Origin of the sequence: Fontimonas thermophila (genome assembly GCF_900113085.1) — a bacterium.
In the GTDB taxonomy this organism is placed as follows: Bacteria; Pseudomonadota; Gammaproteobacteria; order Nevskiales; family Nevskiaceae; genus Solimonas; species Solimonas thermophila.
In genome coordinates, this window is sequence record NZ_FOOC01000023.1 from 1 (window position 1) to 16,032 (window position 16,032).

Sequence of the window (16,032 nt, forward strand, 5' to 3'; positions counted from 1 at the left end):
GGGGCAGCGCAGCCTGTTGCCGATAGTAAGCCGCTTCGGCTTCTGCTGGCGGGATGTTCCCGATCGACCCCAGCAGTCTGCGATGGTTGAACCCGTCCACCCAATCCAGCGTCGCCAATTCGACCGCTTCGAGATTCTTCCACGAGCGCCGATGGATCAGCTCGGCTTTGTACAGGCCGTTGATCGTCTCGGCGAGCGCGTTGTCGTAGGAATCGCCGACGCTGCCCACCGACGGCTCGATGCCGGCCTGGGCCAAGCGCTCGGTGTAGCGGATCGACACGTACTGCACGCCATGATCGCCGTGATGGATGAGCCGGTCAGCGCCGAAGGGCTTGCGCGCGTACAGCGCTTGCTCCAGCGCGTCGAGCACGAAGTCCGTGCGTGCCGAGGCCGAGACCTTCCAGCCCACGATCCGGCGCGCGAATACGTCGATGACGAAAGCCACGCAGACGAAGCCGGCCCAGGTCGACACGTAGGTGAAATCACTGCCCCACAGTGCGTTCGGCCTGGACGCCTTGAACTGCCGCTTCACCTGGTCGCGCGGACAAGGTGTCGCCTTGTCGCTGAACGTGGTCTTGATCCCCTTGCCACGCACGACGCCATGCAGACCCAGGCGCCGCAGCTGCCGGCAGACCTTGCGCACCCCGTAGACCTGAAAATTCTCATCCCAGACGCGCGGGATCTCCGGCATCAGCGCGGCATCGCGCCTGGCTCGGGCCGGGCGCAGCTCGGGATTGGCGACACGGGCCGCATGCGCGTAGTACGTCGACGGGGCGATCGGCAGCACTTTGCAGATCGGCTCGAACCCGTAAACATCGCGATGCGCGTCGATGAATGCCGTCATGGCTTGAACCGGTGGTCGGGCTCCGCCTGGGCAAAATACGCGCTGGCCTTACGCAGGATCTCGTGGCCTGGCGCAGCTCGCGATTCTCGCGCTCCAGTGCCTTGATCCGGTCCCGCTCCGCCGTGCTTAAACCCTCGCGCAGTCCGCTGTCTCGCTCATGCTGGCGAACCCACAGCCGCAGCGTCTCGGGCGTACAGCCGATCTTCGCCGCAATCGACTGGATCGCTGATCACTGCGACCCATGCTCGCCACGGTGCTCAAATACCATCCGCACCGCGCGCTCCCCGACCTCCGGTGAATACCGCGTCTACTCCTTGCTCATCGCTCCATCCTCTCAAAGACTGGAGCCTCCGAGAAAGCCGGGGCGGTTCAGCGCGATGTCATCGTCGCTCAGTGTGTCCGGATCTGACACCAGATTGTTGACCAGAAGATCGTCGCCCTCAGCGACCGCGTACTCGAAGTCAGTGATCGAATCGACGCGGATCGAGCGTGGCAGTATCCAGCCAGCCTCGGTCAGTTGCGCAACGCCTGCAGAGTCGCGGGTAAAGATTTCACCATCATTCGGCGCGACGATGAAGGCGATAGAGCGACAACAGACCGTCCGCGAACAAGACCAGTCAGTACCGCACGAGTGTGGCGGCCATCGCGAAACCACTTCGGGCGCGACCTGGGATTCAGGCGGTCATGCCGCCATCGACGACCAGATCGGCGCCGGTCACATAGCTCGACTCATCGGACGCTAGGAACAGCACGGCGGCGGCGATCTCTGCCGGCTGCGCGAACCGCCCTAGCGGTATCCGCGCCAGCGTACGCGCGACGAAGGCCTGCGCGTCCTCGGCGGCCATGCCGGCCAGCGCGCCGGCGACCATCTGGGTCTGGGCAAAGCCCGGGCAGACGCAGTTGATGCGGATGTTGTAGCCGGCGCGCGCGCAGTGGATCGCCGCAGACTTGGTGAAGATGCGCACGCCGCCCTTGCTGGCGTTGTAAGCCGGAATCAGAGGCTCACCGATCAATCCCTCGATCGACGCCATGTTGATAATCGATCCGCCTCTGCCCTTCATGCGCGCGATCGCCGCCTGCGTGCCGTACAGGACGCCGGACAGGTTGACGTCGAGCGTGCGCTGCCATTCGTGCGGCGTCAGCGTCTCGACATCCATGATGCCGGCGACGCCAGCATTGTTGACCAGCACGTCCAGGACGCCGAAGGTTTGCTGCGCGAAGTCAAGCACGCGCAACCAGTCCTCACTGCGGGTCACGTCGTGCATGGCAAAGGCGGCGCGCTCGCCGCTGCGGTCGAGGTCGAGCGCCGCGGCCGTTGCCGCGTCGGCATCGATATCCGTCAGCAGCACGCGCGCGCCCTCGGCGTACAGCCGTTGCGCCGCGGCCAGACCCAGACCGCGCGCGGCACCGGTGACCACGCAGACCTTGCCGGCGACGCGGTTCATGTGAGCGATGCGGCGAGTTCCCGTCCCAACGCCTCGATCGCCGGCCGCGCCGCCGGGATGGCCCCGTCCATGCACACGAAACCATGGATCTGATCGGGCAGCGACGTGAACTTCACCGCGACACCGGCACTGCGTAGCGTGTCGGCGTACGCCACGCCGTCGTCGTGCAGCGGATCGAAGCCGCAGACCAGGATGCTGGCCGGGGGCAGTCCCGCATGCGAGGCGGCGAGTATCGGCGCAAGCCGCCAATCGCTAAGCGCTGCAGCATTGTCCCCGAGGTAGTGACCGACGAAGTACTGCATTAGCTTCGCCGTCAAGAAGTAACCATCGGCGTTGCGCTTGAAGCTCTCGGTTTCGGCGACCTGCACCACGGGATAAATGAGCAGTTGGTGGCGCAGCCCCGGTCCGCCGGCGTCACGCGCCATCAAGGCAACGACTGCAGCGAGATTGCCACCGGCGGAGTCACCGGCCACGGCGAGCCGCTGGGCGTCGATCCGGAGCTCATCGGCCCGCGCTGCGACCCAGCGTGTCGCCGCCCAGCAATCATCGACCGCAGCGGGGAACCGCGCCTCGGGGGCCAGGCGGTAGTCCACGGCGATCACCGCGCAGCGCGCCGCATTAGCGAGGATGCGGCACAGGTTGTCGTACAACGTGAGATCGCCGATGACGAAGCCGCCGCCGTGGAAATACAGGCACGCCGGCAGCCGCTCGTCGGCACGACGGCCAAGCGGTCGATAGACGCGCAGCGGAATCGGTCCCGCCGGGCCTTCGGCCTTTAGATCCGCGGTCGAGGCCACCTCGGGCTTGGGGCCTTGCAACATCAGAAAGCCGGCCTGCGCCGCCGCGCGGGCCTGCACAGGCGTCAGTTGGTCGAGCGTCGGCGCGCCGGAGGCGGCCATCTGGTCGAGCACCTGGCGGGCGTGAGGATTAAGAGCAGTCATCGTCGTATCTCCCGTCGAGAGTCATGTGATCGGTGGGTTCAAGGGCGCATCCGGGGCGCATTCGAACGCCGCTGTCCAGCGTCCGGGGCCGTGTATCAACCTGCACCCGTGCGCCACTGATCCGCCCCAGCGGTCCTGCACCATCGCACGTTCCTGCCTCCCGCTCAGACGATCGCATAGACGTCATAGCTGACGCTCAGCGCATCGATCTGGCCGACACCGACACCCACGTACAGCCGGCGTGCCAGATCGGCGTAGGCAGGGTGCGCGCTGCGCAGCCGCGGCTGCATGCGCAGTTCGAGGCGTTGCGGCAGATCGCCGGCGAGAAACCGTGCGTACGCATCCCGTCCCAGGTCGCTGAGGCCCTCGTAGGCGAGGTCGATCAGCGCGCCGTCGTGTGTCTCGATCACGGTGCGCACGCTCAACACGCCGACGCCGTCCGTGCGCAGTGTGAAGAAGTCCGCGCCCTCGGCGCGGAGCTTGCCGTGGATGCGCGGTCCCCTGGCCTCACCGCCGGTCAGCCAGAAGTTGACGCGGATGCCCTCGGCCACCGGGCCGATCACCTCGGGCGGTGCCAGCGTGGCCGCGAAGGAGAACCAATGATCGGTTTGGAGTCGATGCATGGGGATGATCTCCGGTCAGACGCGCCAACACCGCCCCGTGTGCCTTGCCGACGGCCAGCAATGAGGGGATCATCGCGGCGGCCGCATGCGGTCATGCAGCCACCACGCCGCCATCGACCGACAGCTCGGCGCCGGTGACCCAGCGGGCGGCATCGCTCGCGAGGTAGATCACTGCGGCGGCGACGTCGGCAGGCTCGCCGAAACGGCCGATCGGATGCAGTGCGAGCAAAGCGGTCTGCGCCGCCTCGCGATCGGCGGCAAGACCGAGCCGCACCAGGCCGTCCAGCAGCTGCTCACCCATCGCCGTGAGGATCAAGCCCGGATGCAGCGAGTTCACGCGCACGCCGGCGCCGAGCCGCCCGCATTCGACCGCCGCAGCCTTGGTCAGCGTGCGCACCGCACCCTTGGACGCGCCATAGGCGCCGTGCGCGATGACGCCGATGATCCCGGCCGCCGACGACAGATTCACGATTGCGCCGCCACGGCCGGCGGCACCGCCCGGCGACATGGCACGGATCGCGTGCTTGCACCCCAGAAACGTGCCGGTGACGTTGACGTCCTGGATGCGGCGAAAGTCCTCGACCGTGCATTCGGCGAGCAAGGCCCCCGATTCGACACCGGCGTTGTTGACGAGGATATCGAGGCCACCCAGCGCCTCGATGGTGCCGGCGACGACCCGCTGCCACTGCGTTTCATCGGTCACGTCGTGCATGAACCCGCGTGCGTCGGCACCGCTCGCGCGCAGCCCTTCGGCGGTCGCCTCGGCGCCATCGGCGACGATGTCGCTGACGGCGACCTTCGCGCCGACCGCGGCCAGGGCCCGCGCGATCTCGCGGCCGAGGCCACGCGCCGCGCCGGTGACCAGTGCGACCTTGCCATCGAGACGAAAAGCAGTGCGGTAATCCATCGCTGAGGTCCTCGCCGACCACGTTCGCTGCACGCCAGGGCACGCGCGACCACCGCGCGAGGTTCAGCAGGGCCCCGTCTGTCGGCCCGAAGCCGACAGGCAAGCTCACGACAACGGCAGCTCGCAGGGTAGCCGATGGTGCGACAGCCACCACCACCCCGACGGGTAGTTCATCGCACGCGATAAGGCGCGATGATGTCCCGTCGAAGGGCCCACGCCCTGGGCTCGGGCCCACGCCCGCAAGTGGCGGCCGCCCACCGGCGTTGCAACGACATCGGAAAAAGCGAGGAGAGGGGGACACGAAGCGAGCGACATTCTTCGCTGCAGCCGCTGCCATACTGGCTACCGGCAGTGAGGCAACACAGGCCGATGACGCGCCGCGCCGCATCGAGAACATGGGGCGGCCGAATATGGTAGCGACCGCACTAGGCGTGCGCCGGTCGACGGTAGAGTTGGCATCCGACACCGAGCGATGGTCCGTAAACATTGCGTTATGCTACCGCGCATCATCTGTTATACCCCGATGTCTTCAAGTCACGAACCCTCGGTCAGCGCGCACAAGCTCTATGCACCCTCCGTGTCGCGCCCGCTCGTGCGTCGTCAAGCACTGTTGAACCTACTGCGCCAGCGCAGCGATGCGCGCTTGGTAGTCCTCCAGGCGCCGGCTGGACATGGAAAGACGACCACCCTGATCCAGATCAAGCAGCAATGCGAGGCGGATGGCAGCCTGACGGGCTGGTTCACGCTGGATGAGGCCGACAACGACCCACGTCGGCTGTTTCCGCATCTGGGCGCGCTGATCAATCAGCTCGCCCCCGATCTGGAGATCGACGTGCCCGAGCTGCGCGGACGGCACCGGACCGACTGGATGATCGAGGCGTTGCGCCGCCTGCCGCAACAAAGCGCGCTGTTCTTCGACGAGTTCCAGGCCCTGAGCTCACCCGAACTGTTGCGATTCTTTCGTGAGTTCAGTGAACGCCTGCCGGAGAACGTACGGCTTTACATCGGTTCGCGCTCGATCCCCGATATCGGACTGCCTAGGTCGATCGTCGAAGGTCGGGGCGTGCTGATCCTTGCCGAGGAGCTGCGATTCTCGTTGTCGGAAGCCTTGGCCTTTTTCGCCGATGCCATAGACCTCGACCTGACGCCGACGGAGATCGAAACCATCCACCGCCGTACCGAAGGCTGGCCTGCGGCGCTGCAGCTTTTTCGCCTGTCGCTCAAACGAGCTAGCGTCCGCGCGCGCCTGCAGGAGCCGGAGCTACCGCGGCCGCGCGAGCTGACCGACTACCTCGTCGACAACGTCGTCGCGACACAGCCACCACAGGTGCGCGAATTTCTGCTGCGCACCTCGGTACTGACGCGCCTTTGCGCACCGCTGTGCGAAGCGGTCACCGGATACACCGGCGCGCAGAATATGCTACTGCAACTGGAACAAGCCGGCCTGTTCCTGCGCAGCCTCGATGCCGAGTTGCGCTGGTTCAAATACCACTCGCTGTTCGCGACTTGCCTCGCTGACCAGCTTGCAATTCGCGATCCACAGGCGTTTACGGACGCACACCGACGCGCAGCCGAATGGTACGAAAAGCGGGGAATGCACGCCGAAACCTTGCATCATGCTATCGCTTGCGGAGATTACGCCCTCGCTGCGCAAACCCTCGACCGCTGGGCCTCTCAGCTTATTCCCGAGGGAAGGCTCATCACGGTGGAGCGCTGGGCACAGCAGCTCCCCTGGGATGCGATCGCGCAACACCCGTCCTTGATGGTCAAGATCGCCTGGGCGTACATCTTCCTGCGTCGACACCGGCCACTGGCTCCGCTGCTCGAAAAGATTCGCGAGCTGGAGCGATCGGCGCGGCTCGACGCCAACATCGTCATGTCCATGGCGGCGATCTCGGCGGACAATGTCGAAGAGGCCTTCGCGCGATCTGAACGGTTCGAACTCGACCAGCCGCGCAGTCGCGGCTTCCAGGCCTTCGAACTCGGCGCCGCCGGCAATCTGGCCGCCTACCGCGCGCTGGCGGAGAACGCCTTCGATCGGAGTGCCGAACTGCTGGCGCAAGCGCTGCAGCACAGCGAGCGCGCGCCGGCACCGTTTTCCGGCGGCTATAACGCCGCGGTCGCCGCGGTCGCGGCGCTGCTCCAGGGCGACTTGCACACCGCGCTGGCTCGCTTTCGCCGCTTCGCGACCGAGGCACAGCCGCTGCTCGATCGATCGGTCGCGGCGGCAGCGATGTATGCCTGCTACCTGTGGGCACTTTACGAAGCCAACGAGCTCGACACCGCGGACACGATCTATGGCCAGCACCACGACATCATCGTCGAGTCGACCCTGGCCGACTTCACCGCCGTCGCGCTGCTCGCGATGGCGCGCATCGACGATGCACGCTCGCGGCGCACGCAAGCCGACGAGCGTCTGCAGGAGCTGGAGTCGCTGGCCCAGGCCAATGGCTGGACACGGCTGTCCTGTCTGGTCGTCGGCGAACGCATGCGCCGGGCCCTGGCGGCAGGCCACGTCGATTATGCGCGCACGCTCGCCACGGCGATGCCACATGCTGGCACGACGCCAAGCCGCTGGCGGCTGTTCGCCGACGATCTGGGCAATCCGCTGTACGCGCGCATCCAGCTGGCAATCGAGAGCAGCCAGCATAATCTCGCCGAGCAGTTGATCGAGAGCGCGCGAATCGACGCCGGCTCGCGCCCCTATCGGCAGATGCGCCTTCACATCCTGCAGGCCAAGAATAATGCGCGCGCGGGGCAGGACCGATCCGCGGAGCGGGCGCTGCGCGAAGCCCTGCGTCTGGCCGCCCCTGGCGGCTTCGTGCGCGCCTTTGTCGAGGAGGCGAGCACGCTCGCGCCGCTACTCGCGCGCATCGCCACCGGCGAGCCTACAGATGCCTCGGCGTTCACCCGGGGGCTGCTCGAACCCTGCGGCATTTACCACGGAGCTGAGCCGTCGCCACCGCCCTGCGAGCCGCTGACCGAACGCGAACTTGCGATCCTGGGTCTGCTCGCGCAAGGGGTCTCCAACAAACAGATGGCGCATCGACTCGTGTTGTCGGAGAACACGGTCAAGTTCCACCTCAAGAACATCTACGCCAAGCTCGGCGTCGACAGCCGCCTGCGCGCGATCACCGTCGCACGCCGCCACGGCCTGATCGGGTGACGCTCGCCGACGCGGTGCCGCGCGCACCTGCGCCGCGGGGGTCTACACGGAAACGACCACCGCCTTGGTTTCGAGATAATGCTCCAGCACCGCCTCGCCCCCCTCGCGACCCCAGCCGGACTGCTTATACCCGCCAAATGGCAAGGACGCATCGAAGGCGTTGTAAGTATTGATCCAGACGGTTCCGGCCTTGAGCGCGGCGGCGAGTCGGTGCGCCTTGCTGAGATCGCGCGTCCACACCGCACCGGCGAGGCCGTAGATGGTGTCGTTGGCGCGCCGGATCAGCGCATCGTCCACCTCATCGAAGCGCACGACCGAAACCACCGGACCGAAGATTTCCTCCTGGTAGATACGCATGGTGTCGGCGACGTCGACCATCACCGTCGGTTGGACAAAATAGCCCTCTCCGGGGGCACGCGCACCGCCGGTATAGGGGCGGGCGCCTTCGTTGCGCCCGATGTCAATATAGCCGAGCACCCGCTGCAACTGCTTCTCCGACACCAGCGGCCCCATCTGCGTGCCCGGCGCCAGTCCCGGGCCGAGCTTGATCGCGCGCGCGAACTCGGAGATGCCTTCGACCACCCGGTCATAAACCTTGCTCTGGACGAACAAACGCGAACCCGCCGTGCAACACTGGCCGTGATTGAAGAATGCGGCCATCGCAGCACCGGGGATGGCGGCCTCCAGGTCGGCATCGTCGAGGATGATGTTCGGCGACTTGCCGCCCAGCTCGAGGCTCACGCGCTTGAGCGTGCCGCGCGCCGCATCGACGATCAGCTTGCCCACCTCGGTCGAGCCGGTGAACGCGAGTTTGTCGACGTCCGGATGCGCGGCGAGCGCAGCGCCGGCGGTCTCGCCATAGCCGGTCACGATGTTCACGACACCATCCGGTACACCCGCTTCCTGGATCAGCTCACCCAGGCGCAGCGCCGACAGCGGCGTGTCCTCGGCGACCTTGAGTACCACGGTGTTACCGGTGGCGAGCGCCGGAGCGAGCTTAAATGCCGCCATCAACAGCGGGAAGTTCCAGGGAATGATCTGGCCGCAAACGCCGATGGGTTCTCGCCGAGTGTAGGCGTGCCAGTTCGCGCCGTCCATGTAGGACACCGAGGGCTGAATCGTCAGCCCGTGGATCTTGGTCGCCCAGCCGGCCTGGTACTGAAAGATTTCCGCGGATAACGGCACGTCGGCGATCTGGGCGACGGTCATCGGCTTGCCATTGTCCAGCGATTCGAGCTGCGCGAGTTCGTCGCGGTGCTGCCAGAGCAAATCGCCGATGCGCCAGATGATGCGTCCACGTTCGGCCGGCTTCATCCGCGACCACGGACCGTCACGAAACGCCGTGCGCGCGGCACGCACCGCGCGGTCGATATCCTCGGCGTCGGCGGACGGTACGGTGGTGAGTTTGCGGCCGCTCGACGGATCGATCACGTCGATGGTCTTTCCAGAGGCGGCCGCCTGCCAGCGGCCGCCGATCAGCATATTGCGCGGCTTTGCGATGAAGACCTCAACCTGCGGCAGCAGGCTCACGGGGGTCGCGACGTCGTCCATGGGATTCTCCTCAGGAGGGGGTGGCACCGAGTTCGGCCACGGCCATTTCGCGCAGCCGGAACTTTTGCACCTTGCCGGTGACGGTGAGCGGAAACTCGTCGATGAAACGGATGTAACGTGGAATCTTGTAGTGCGCGATCTTGCCCTCGCAGTAGGCACGCACCCCGGCCTCGTCGAGTGCCGCGCCGGGAGCACGCTTGATCCACGCGAACAGCTCCTCACCGAGACGTGGGTCAGGCACGCCGACAACTTGTACATCCGAGATCGCGGGATGCGTGTACAAAAACTCCTCGATCTCGCGCGGGTAGATGTTTTCACCGCCACGGATGACCATGTCCTTGAGCCGACCGATGATGGTGACGTAGCCCTGCTCGTCCATGATCGCGAGGTCGCCGCTGTGCATCCAGCCGCTGCGGATCGCCTGGCGCGTGGCCTCGTCGTTGCGCCAGTATCCCGCCATCACGTTGTAACCGCGCGCACACAGCTCGCCCGGCTGTCCACGCGGCACCGGCCGGCCGGTGTTGGGATCCGCGATCTTGACTTCGACGTGGGGGTGGATCGTCCCCACTGTCGAGACGCGCTTGTCGAGCGGCGCATCCCGCAGGGTCTGGAAGCTCACCGGGCTGGTCTCGGTCTGGCCGTAGCAGATCGTGATCTCGCGCATGCCCATGCGCGAGATCACCTGCTCCATGACCGGCCTGGGGCAGACCGAACCGCCCATGATGCCGGTGCGCAGATGAGAAAGATCGAAGCGGTCGAACTCGGGATGTTCAAGCTCGGCGATGAACATGGTCGGCACCCCGTACAGCGCGGTCGCACGCTCGGCATGAACGGCTGCGAGTGTTGCGCGTGGATCGAAGCTCGGTGCCGGATAGATCATCGTCGCGCCATGGCTGATGCAGGCGAGGTTGCCGAGTACCATGCCGAAACAGTGGTAGAGCGGCACCGGGATCACTAGACGATCCGCGGCGGAGAATCCCATGCGCCGAGCAGTGAAGTAGGCGTTGTTGACAAGGTTGTGATGCGTCAGCGTCGCGCCCTTGGGTGCACCGGTCGTGCCGGATGTGTACTGGATGTTGATGGCATCGTCGAAGTCCAGCGTCTGCGCGCGCACCATAAGGGCGTCTTCCGGCGTCTGCGACGCCATCGCGAGCAAGTCCGACCATCGGATCATGCCCGGCGCGGTCTCGGCGTCATCGAGGCAAACGACGGCGCGCAGCTCGGGCAGGCGCTCGCTGGCGAGGCGGGTCTGCGGCGGCGATTGGCCGAGCGCCGGCAGCAACTCGCGCAACATGCCGACGTAGTCCGAGGTTTTGTGCCGTGCCTCAGTGATCAGGAGCGCGGTCCCGGACTGCGCGAGTGCGTACTCGAGCTCGCGCAAACGATACGCCGGATTGATATTGACCAGAATGGCACCGATCTTCGCCGTCGCCAACTGGGTGATGCACCACGCTGCGCGATTGGTAGACCAGATCCCGACGCGCTCGCCCTTGTCGATGCCGAACGCGAGCAGCGCGCGCGACAAGCGATCGACCTCGGCGCGCAGCTCGGCATAGGTGTAGCGCGTGTGCTCGTGCACCGACACCAGCGCCTCGTTGTCGGCGTACCGCGCCGCGACCTCGTCGAATAACTGGCCAATGGTGCAGCCCAGAAGCGGCGCGTCGCTGCAACCACTGACGTAGCTGGACGTGGCGTTCATGGCGATTGGTCGGCCGTGTTTTTGGACTGCGTCTGCGCCACGGTGTCGGCCATGTTGAGGATGAAGGCGGCGATCTGCTGGACCTCGGTATCGCTCAGACGCTCGGCGAAATCCGGCATGCCGCGCGCGCGCCAGGCGCCGCCGCGCACCAGCTTGGGCAGCTCGCTCAGGATCTGCGGATCGCTGTAGGCGAGATTGGGCAGGTTGCCGCCGCGATCGAGCGCCGGCACACCGTGGCAGAACAGACAGTTCGAGACGTAGAGCTGGGCACCGGGACCGACGTCCTCCGCTCGATATGGCAAACCGCTGGCGAGCGTCGTGCGGCGGAGCTGGGCGTACTCGCGCACCGGCGGCAGCGGCGCCTTGCCGTCGATCTTGAAGGTGTACACCCGCCCTTGACTCAGACGCTCCGTAGCACGCGCCGCAAGCCCATAGACGCCGCCCCAACCGACCGCCACCGTGACGTACTGCGTGCCGTCGATCTCATAAGTCGCCGGCCCCGCGATCACACCCGAGCCGACCTCGACCTGCCAGAGCGGTGCGCCGGTTTTGGCATCGTAGGCGATGAAGCGCCCATCGGCGGTGCCTTGAAAAACCAAGCCACCCGCCGTGGTCATCGTCCCGCCGTTCCAAGGCGAGAGATACTCCTGCCGCCAGACCTCTTTCTGAGCGACCGGATCCCAGGCCAGCAGGTGACCGAACGGCTTGGCCTGCGGCGGGATGGTGTTGAGCACGTAGCCGAGATTCCAGTCGAGATTGCTCATCGGCCGCCCGGGCAGATGGGTGCGGGCGCGCCATTGCGGATCGTGCTCGATCGCCAGCGGCACCCCCTGCGCCGGGATGTAGACCAGTCCGGTGTTCGGGTTGAACGACATCGGATGCCAGTTGTGTGCGCCGTAGGCGCTGGGCCGCGTCTCCCAGGGCTTTTGTCTAGCGCGCGCGCCCTCGACTTCGACCGGCCGGCCGTTCTCGTCGTAACCCGTGGCCCAGTTGACCTCCACGTAGGGCTTGGCCGAGATCAACTTGCCATTGTCGCGGTCGATGACATAGAAAAAACCGTTCTTCGGCGCGTGCAGCAGAACTTTGCGAGGCCCCGACGCGAATTTGAGCTCGGCGAGAATCAGATGCTGTGTGGCAGTGTAATCCCAGGTGTCGCCGGGCACTTCCTGGAAGTGCCACAGATAACGCCCTGTGTCAGCGTCGAGCGCGACCACCGACGATAGGTAGAGATTGTCGCCACCCGAGGGACTGCGTACTTCGCGGTTCCAGGGATTGCCGTTACCCGTGCCGACATAGAGCCGATTGAGCTCGTCGTCATAGACCATGGAGTCCCAAATCGTGCCGCCACCGCCGACCTCGCGCCACGCACCGTTGGGATCCCAAGTCTTGGCTGCGCGCTCCTGCGATGGATCGCTGAAGGGCGGCTCGACGCGTTGCGGGACCGAGAACCAGCGCCACAGGAGGCGGCCATCGTCGACGTGGTAGGCCGAGACGTAGCCGACAGCGGCCAGCTCGGCGCCGCCGTGGCCGATCACCACCTTGTCCCGGAACACCCGCGGCGCACCGGTGATCGTATGTTTATAACGCGAACGGTCGATGTTGGTATCGACGCGCCACAGCTCCTTGCCGCTTGCGGCATCCAGAGCCACCAGATACCCGTGCAGGGTGCCGACGAAGACCTTGCCTTTGTAAACCGCGACCCCGCGGTTGACTACATCGCAACATGCCCAGGCGCCGAACTCGGGCGGCACCTTGGGATCGTAAATCCACAGCCGCTTGCCGGTGCGGGCGTCGATCGCGTGGACCACACTCCACGGCCCCGTCACGTACATCACCCCATCGACGACGATCGGCGTCGCCTCAACCCCGCGCTCGGATCCCAGATCGTAGCTCCATGCCAATCCCAAACGCTGCACGTTTTCGGTGTTCACTTGGCGCAGTGGGCTATAGCGCGTTTCGTCATAGCCGAAGTTGTACGACAACCACTCCTTCCCGCTGGCCTGGTTGGCGCGGATGCGGCCATCATCGACGTTTGCCGTCTTGGACGCCGACGCGGCCTGGGGGGTTTTGCCCAATCCGCAGCCGGCAAGACCGGCGATCAGGCTAAGCGCCGCGAGCAATACTGGTGCCGTGCGTAACAAATTCATCTCGCATCTCCCCCTAGACGACACGGAACAGCCTTAAGTGAAGGTAAAACCGGGATATCCCCCCGCACGCTCCTCGTCACAGAGCTGTCGGTAGGTGTGCGCTCCGCCCACATAGGTCAACAACCGGCGCTGCTTACCGGCAATGTTGGCGCCGGTGTACCAAGAATCGGTCTTGACCACCAAGGTGGCGTTGGCGAGCTCCTCGTGGTGGGCCAGCCAGCTCGCTTCCTTCTCAGCGGTGGCCTCCATACTGCGCCGTCCGCGCTCCATCACGTACATGATTGCATCGGTGATCCAGTCGACCTGCTGTTGCAAACAGGTGGTCATGTTGCAAAAAGCGGCCGAAGGTGCGAGAGGCGCGCCGATCATGAACAGGTTCGGGAATCCGTGCACTTGCAAACCCATGGCCGTACGTATGTCCTGACGCCACTTGTCAGCGAGCCTCACGCCCTCACGGCCGCGGATATCGATGCGTGTGAGCGCACCGGTTGAGGCATCGAAACCGGTCGCTAAGATCAGCACGTCGAGCGGGTGTTCGCCAGTACGCGTAACCACGCCGCGTTCGCTGATCGACTGGATCGGCGCCTCGGCGACATCGACCAGCTCGACGTGATCCATATCGAAGGCTTCAAGGTAGTGGCTCTCGAGCGGCACACGCCGTGTCCCGAAACCATAACGTGTCGGTATCAGTTTGGCCGCGACCTCAGGCTTGCGAATTCGGGCGCGCATCTTGGCGCGCACAAACTCGCTGAAATCGGCATTGGCACGGGTATCGAGCAACACCTCGGGATATCCGCCGACCCAGAATGCGAGCGAACCGTCTTCCCAGAGTTCCTCGAGCACGGCGCGCCGCTCTTCTTCTGGCGTATCGAAGTAGTTACCCCGGAAATCAAAATCAAAGCCCGCGAAAGTGCGGTGCACGCGCTCGCGTAGGGCATCGTAACGCGCACGCCAAGCGGCACGATCGGCGTCCGTGTAGCGTGGATTGTTGATGCGGATGGTGTACTGAGGGGTTCGTTGGAATACCTTCAGTTGTGCGACCTGTGGAGCGATGGTCTGGATCACCTGAATGCCGCTAGCGCCATTGCCGATGATCCCTACTCGTTTGCCGGAAAGATCGACAGGATCGCGCGGCCACCGCGCGGTATGGAAAATCTCGCCGCGGAAGCGGCTTTGCCCCGGGAATAGACCGTCCAGTGGAGCCGACAACATGCCAGCGCAACTGATCAAAAAGCGTGCGCTTAGCGTCTCGCCACTGTCGGTGACCACGCGCCAGCACGCCTTCCTTTCGTCGTAGTGTGCGGCTGTCACCCGCGTATTCAAACGCACGTGCGGCCGCAGCGCGCAACGATCCGCGATGAAATGGATGTAACGCTCCAGCTCACCCTGTCCAGGGAAACGCTCGCTCCACGCCCATTCTTCGTGCAACTCACGCGAAAACCAGTACTGGTAAACGTAGCACGGCGAATCCACCCGTGCACCGGGGTAACGATTCCAGAACCAGGTGCCGCCGATGTCGGCACCAGCCTCGAGTGCCAACACTGAGAGGCCAGCACCACGCAGTTTATAAATTTGGTAGAGACCAGAAAGTCCAGCGCCGATTACCAAAACATCGTAGTCTATTCCACTGATTTTAGGGTTTCGCCCGGTGGTCTGCGATTGCTCGTGCTCCTGAGTCACAGATGCCTCCTTCTTCGCGCCCGAATCTTGCTGGATGCGGACTCGTACGGCTCGTAAGGCCGCGCCTCTTTGCTGAGCACGGTGCCATGAAGCAGCTCACCGATCACCACTCGATCGGGTAGTCATATACACAATGATGCGAGCGGAAAGAAGCAGCGCTATACGCGGCCAAGCCGCTGCAGCGCGATGTGAGTCAAGTACTTTTCGTAGATGCTGTCGTCATTGACTGAGGTACGGTGACCACCCGGCAGCTCGCGGACCTGCTCAAGTCGGGTGATGCGACCAGTCTGGAATTCGTAAGCATGGACATAAGTCCAAGACCAATATGGATGAGCGCCATCCAAGAAGCGCTCATTGTTTTTTTCGTAAAGGCTGTAGCAGCCGTCGAAGGAACGAAATGGTAGTCCCTGGCGGTCGTACGTCACCATCGCCACTGGCATCCAGTTACGGGCATCAAACCAGACGCGCTTTTTGCTCACGGGCGCGCGTGCAAACCCGGTCGGCTCAGCTTCACAAATGATCGTCTCCGGCACCATCTCGACGACGCTGTCGAAGAAGCTTTCGTTATTAGGACCGCCATGCACATTGTGTTCCCAGTTCGGATGCTCTGGATTCCATCCATTCGAAACACCGGCGAGCAATGGCTGTCGACCGACGACCCGATAATTGCCCCAAGTATGCAGTGGATCGCCGGCAGCCGACGTCCCCCCGCCTTTGAGTAGCACGGCGATCTGGAGTCCAATCCCCAACGACAAGGAGATTGGACGTGAAGAAGCGTTTTACCGAAGAGCAGATCATCGGCTTCCTGCGTGAGGCGGAGGCCGGCCTGCCGGTCAAGGACCTGTGCCGCCGGCACGGCTTCAGCGAAGCCTCGTACTACCTGTGGCGCAGCAAGTTCGGCGGCATGAGCGTGCCCGACGCCAAGCGGCTCAAGGAGCTGGAGGCGGAGAACACCCGGCTGAAGAAGCTGCTGGCCGAGCAGATGTTCGAGAACGACGTGATCAAGGACGCCCTGCGAAAAAAGTGGTG

At 64.7% G+C, this 16,032-nt stretch carries 11 protein-coding genes, 1 pseudogene and 1 other annotated feature; of the genes and pseudogenes, 2 read left to right on the forward strand and 10 right to left on the reverse strand.

The window, feature by feature from the left end; all coding sequences use genetic code 11:
• The 5 genes and pseudogenes from BMZ48_RS12620 to BMZ48_RS12645 form a co-directional block, all read right to left on the reverse strand.
• Positions 1-1,112, reverse strand: a pseudogene (locus BMZ48_RS12620) (IS3 family transposase); the annotation flags it as partial.
• Positions 770-886: a sequence feature (AL1L pseudoknot), on the reverse strand. Its footprint overlaps the pseudogene before it by 117 nt.
• A gap of 406 nt (positions 1,113-1,518) precedes the next feature.
• Positions 1,519-2,289 carry a glucose 1-dehydrogenase gene (locus tag BMZ48_RS12630; protein WP_091535919.1) on the reverse strand — a complete coding sequence of 257 codons (771 nt, stop codon included), beginning with the start codon at positions 2,287-2,289 and terminating at the stop codon, positions 1,519-1,521.
• The gene (lipP1, locus tag BMZ48_RS12635) at positions 2,286-3,230 is read right to left on the reverse strand and encodes a LipP1 family hormone-sensitive lipase (RefSeq protein WP_091535923.1); all 945 of its coding nucleotides are present in this window, start codon (positions 3,228-3,230) and stop codon (positions 2,286-2,288) included. Before lipP1 ends, BMZ48_RS12630 begins: the two co-directional genes overlap by 4 nt.
• 164 nt (positions 3,231-3,394) lie before the next feature.
• Positions 3,395-3,853 carry a DUF3237 domain-containing protein gene (locus BMZ48_RS12640; RefSeq protein WP_091535926.1) on the reverse strand — a complete coding sequence of 153 codons (459 nt, stop codon included), beginning with the start codon at positions 3,851-3,853 and terminating at the stop codon, positions 3,395-3,397.
• A gap of 91 nt (positions 3,854-3,944) precedes the next feature.
• Positions 3,945-4,760 carry a glucose 1-dehydrogenase gene (locus tag BMZ48_RS12645; RefSeq protein ID WP_091535930.1) on the reverse strand — a complete coding sequence of 272 codons (816 nt, stop codon included), beginning with the start codon at positions 4,758-4,760 and terminating at the stop codon, positions 3,945-3,947.
• Between the two features lie 523 nt (positions 4,761-5,283).
• On the opposite strand from BMZ48_RS12645, the gene BMZ48_RS12650 reads away from it, so the two are divergent.
• Positions 5,284-7,926: a winged helix-turn-helix domain-containing protein gene (locus tag BMZ48_RS12650; protein ID WP_159431186.1), complete on the forward strand. Its 2,643-nt coding sequence runs from the start codon at positions 5,284-5,286 to the stop codon at positions 7,924-7,926.
• Positions 7,927-7,968: 42 nt separating this feature from the next.
• Here BMZ48_RS12650 and BMZ48_RS12655 read toward each other — a convergent pair whose 3' ends face one another.
• From BMZ48_RS12655 to BMZ48_RS12675, 5 genes are all read right to left on the reverse strand, one after another.
• A complete protein-coding gene (locus BMZ48_RS12655) occupies positions 7,969-9,477 on the reverse strand; it encodes an aldehyde dehydrogenase family protein (protein ID WP_091535938.1) in 1,509 nt (502 codons plus the stop codon).
• Positions 9,478-9,487: 10 nt separating this feature from the next.
• Positions 9,488-11,176: an AMP-binding protein gene (locus BMZ48_RS12660; protein ID WP_091535942.1), complete on the reverse strand. Its 1,689-nt coding sequence runs from the start codon at positions 11,174-11,176 to the stop codon at positions 9,488-9,490.
• Positions 11,173-13,323: a PQQ-dependent dehydrogenase, methanol/ethanol family gene (locus BMZ48_RS12665; RefSeq protein ID WP_091535945.1), complete on the reverse strand. Its 2,151-nt coding sequence runs from the start codon at positions 13,321-13,323 to the stop codon at positions 11,173-11,175. Before BMZ48_RS12665 ends, BMZ48_RS12660 begins: the two co-directional genes overlap by 4 nt.
• Positions 13,324-13,356: 33 nt before the next feature.
• Complete coding sequence (locus BMZ48_RS12670; RefSeq protein ID WP_234981649.1) at positions 13,357-15,003, reverse strand: flavin-containing monooxygenase; 1,647 nt, start codon at positions 15,001-15,003, stop codon at positions 13,357-13,359.
• Positions 15,004-15,161: 158 nt separating this feature from the next.
• Positions 15,162-15,728: a DUF1329 domain-containing protein gene (locus BMZ48_RS12675; protein ID WP_234981650.1), complete on the reverse strand. Its 567-nt coding sequence runs from the start codon at positions 15,726-15,728 to the stop codon at positions 15,162-15,164.
• Between the two features lie 41 nt (positions 15,729-15,769).
• Here BMZ48_RS12675 and BMZ48_RS12680 point away from each other — a divergent pair.
• Positions 15,770-16,032 (forward strand): transposase (locus tag BMZ48_RS12680; RefSeq protein ID WP_036213953.1); only part of this gene is annotated, 263 nt, incomplete at its 3' end.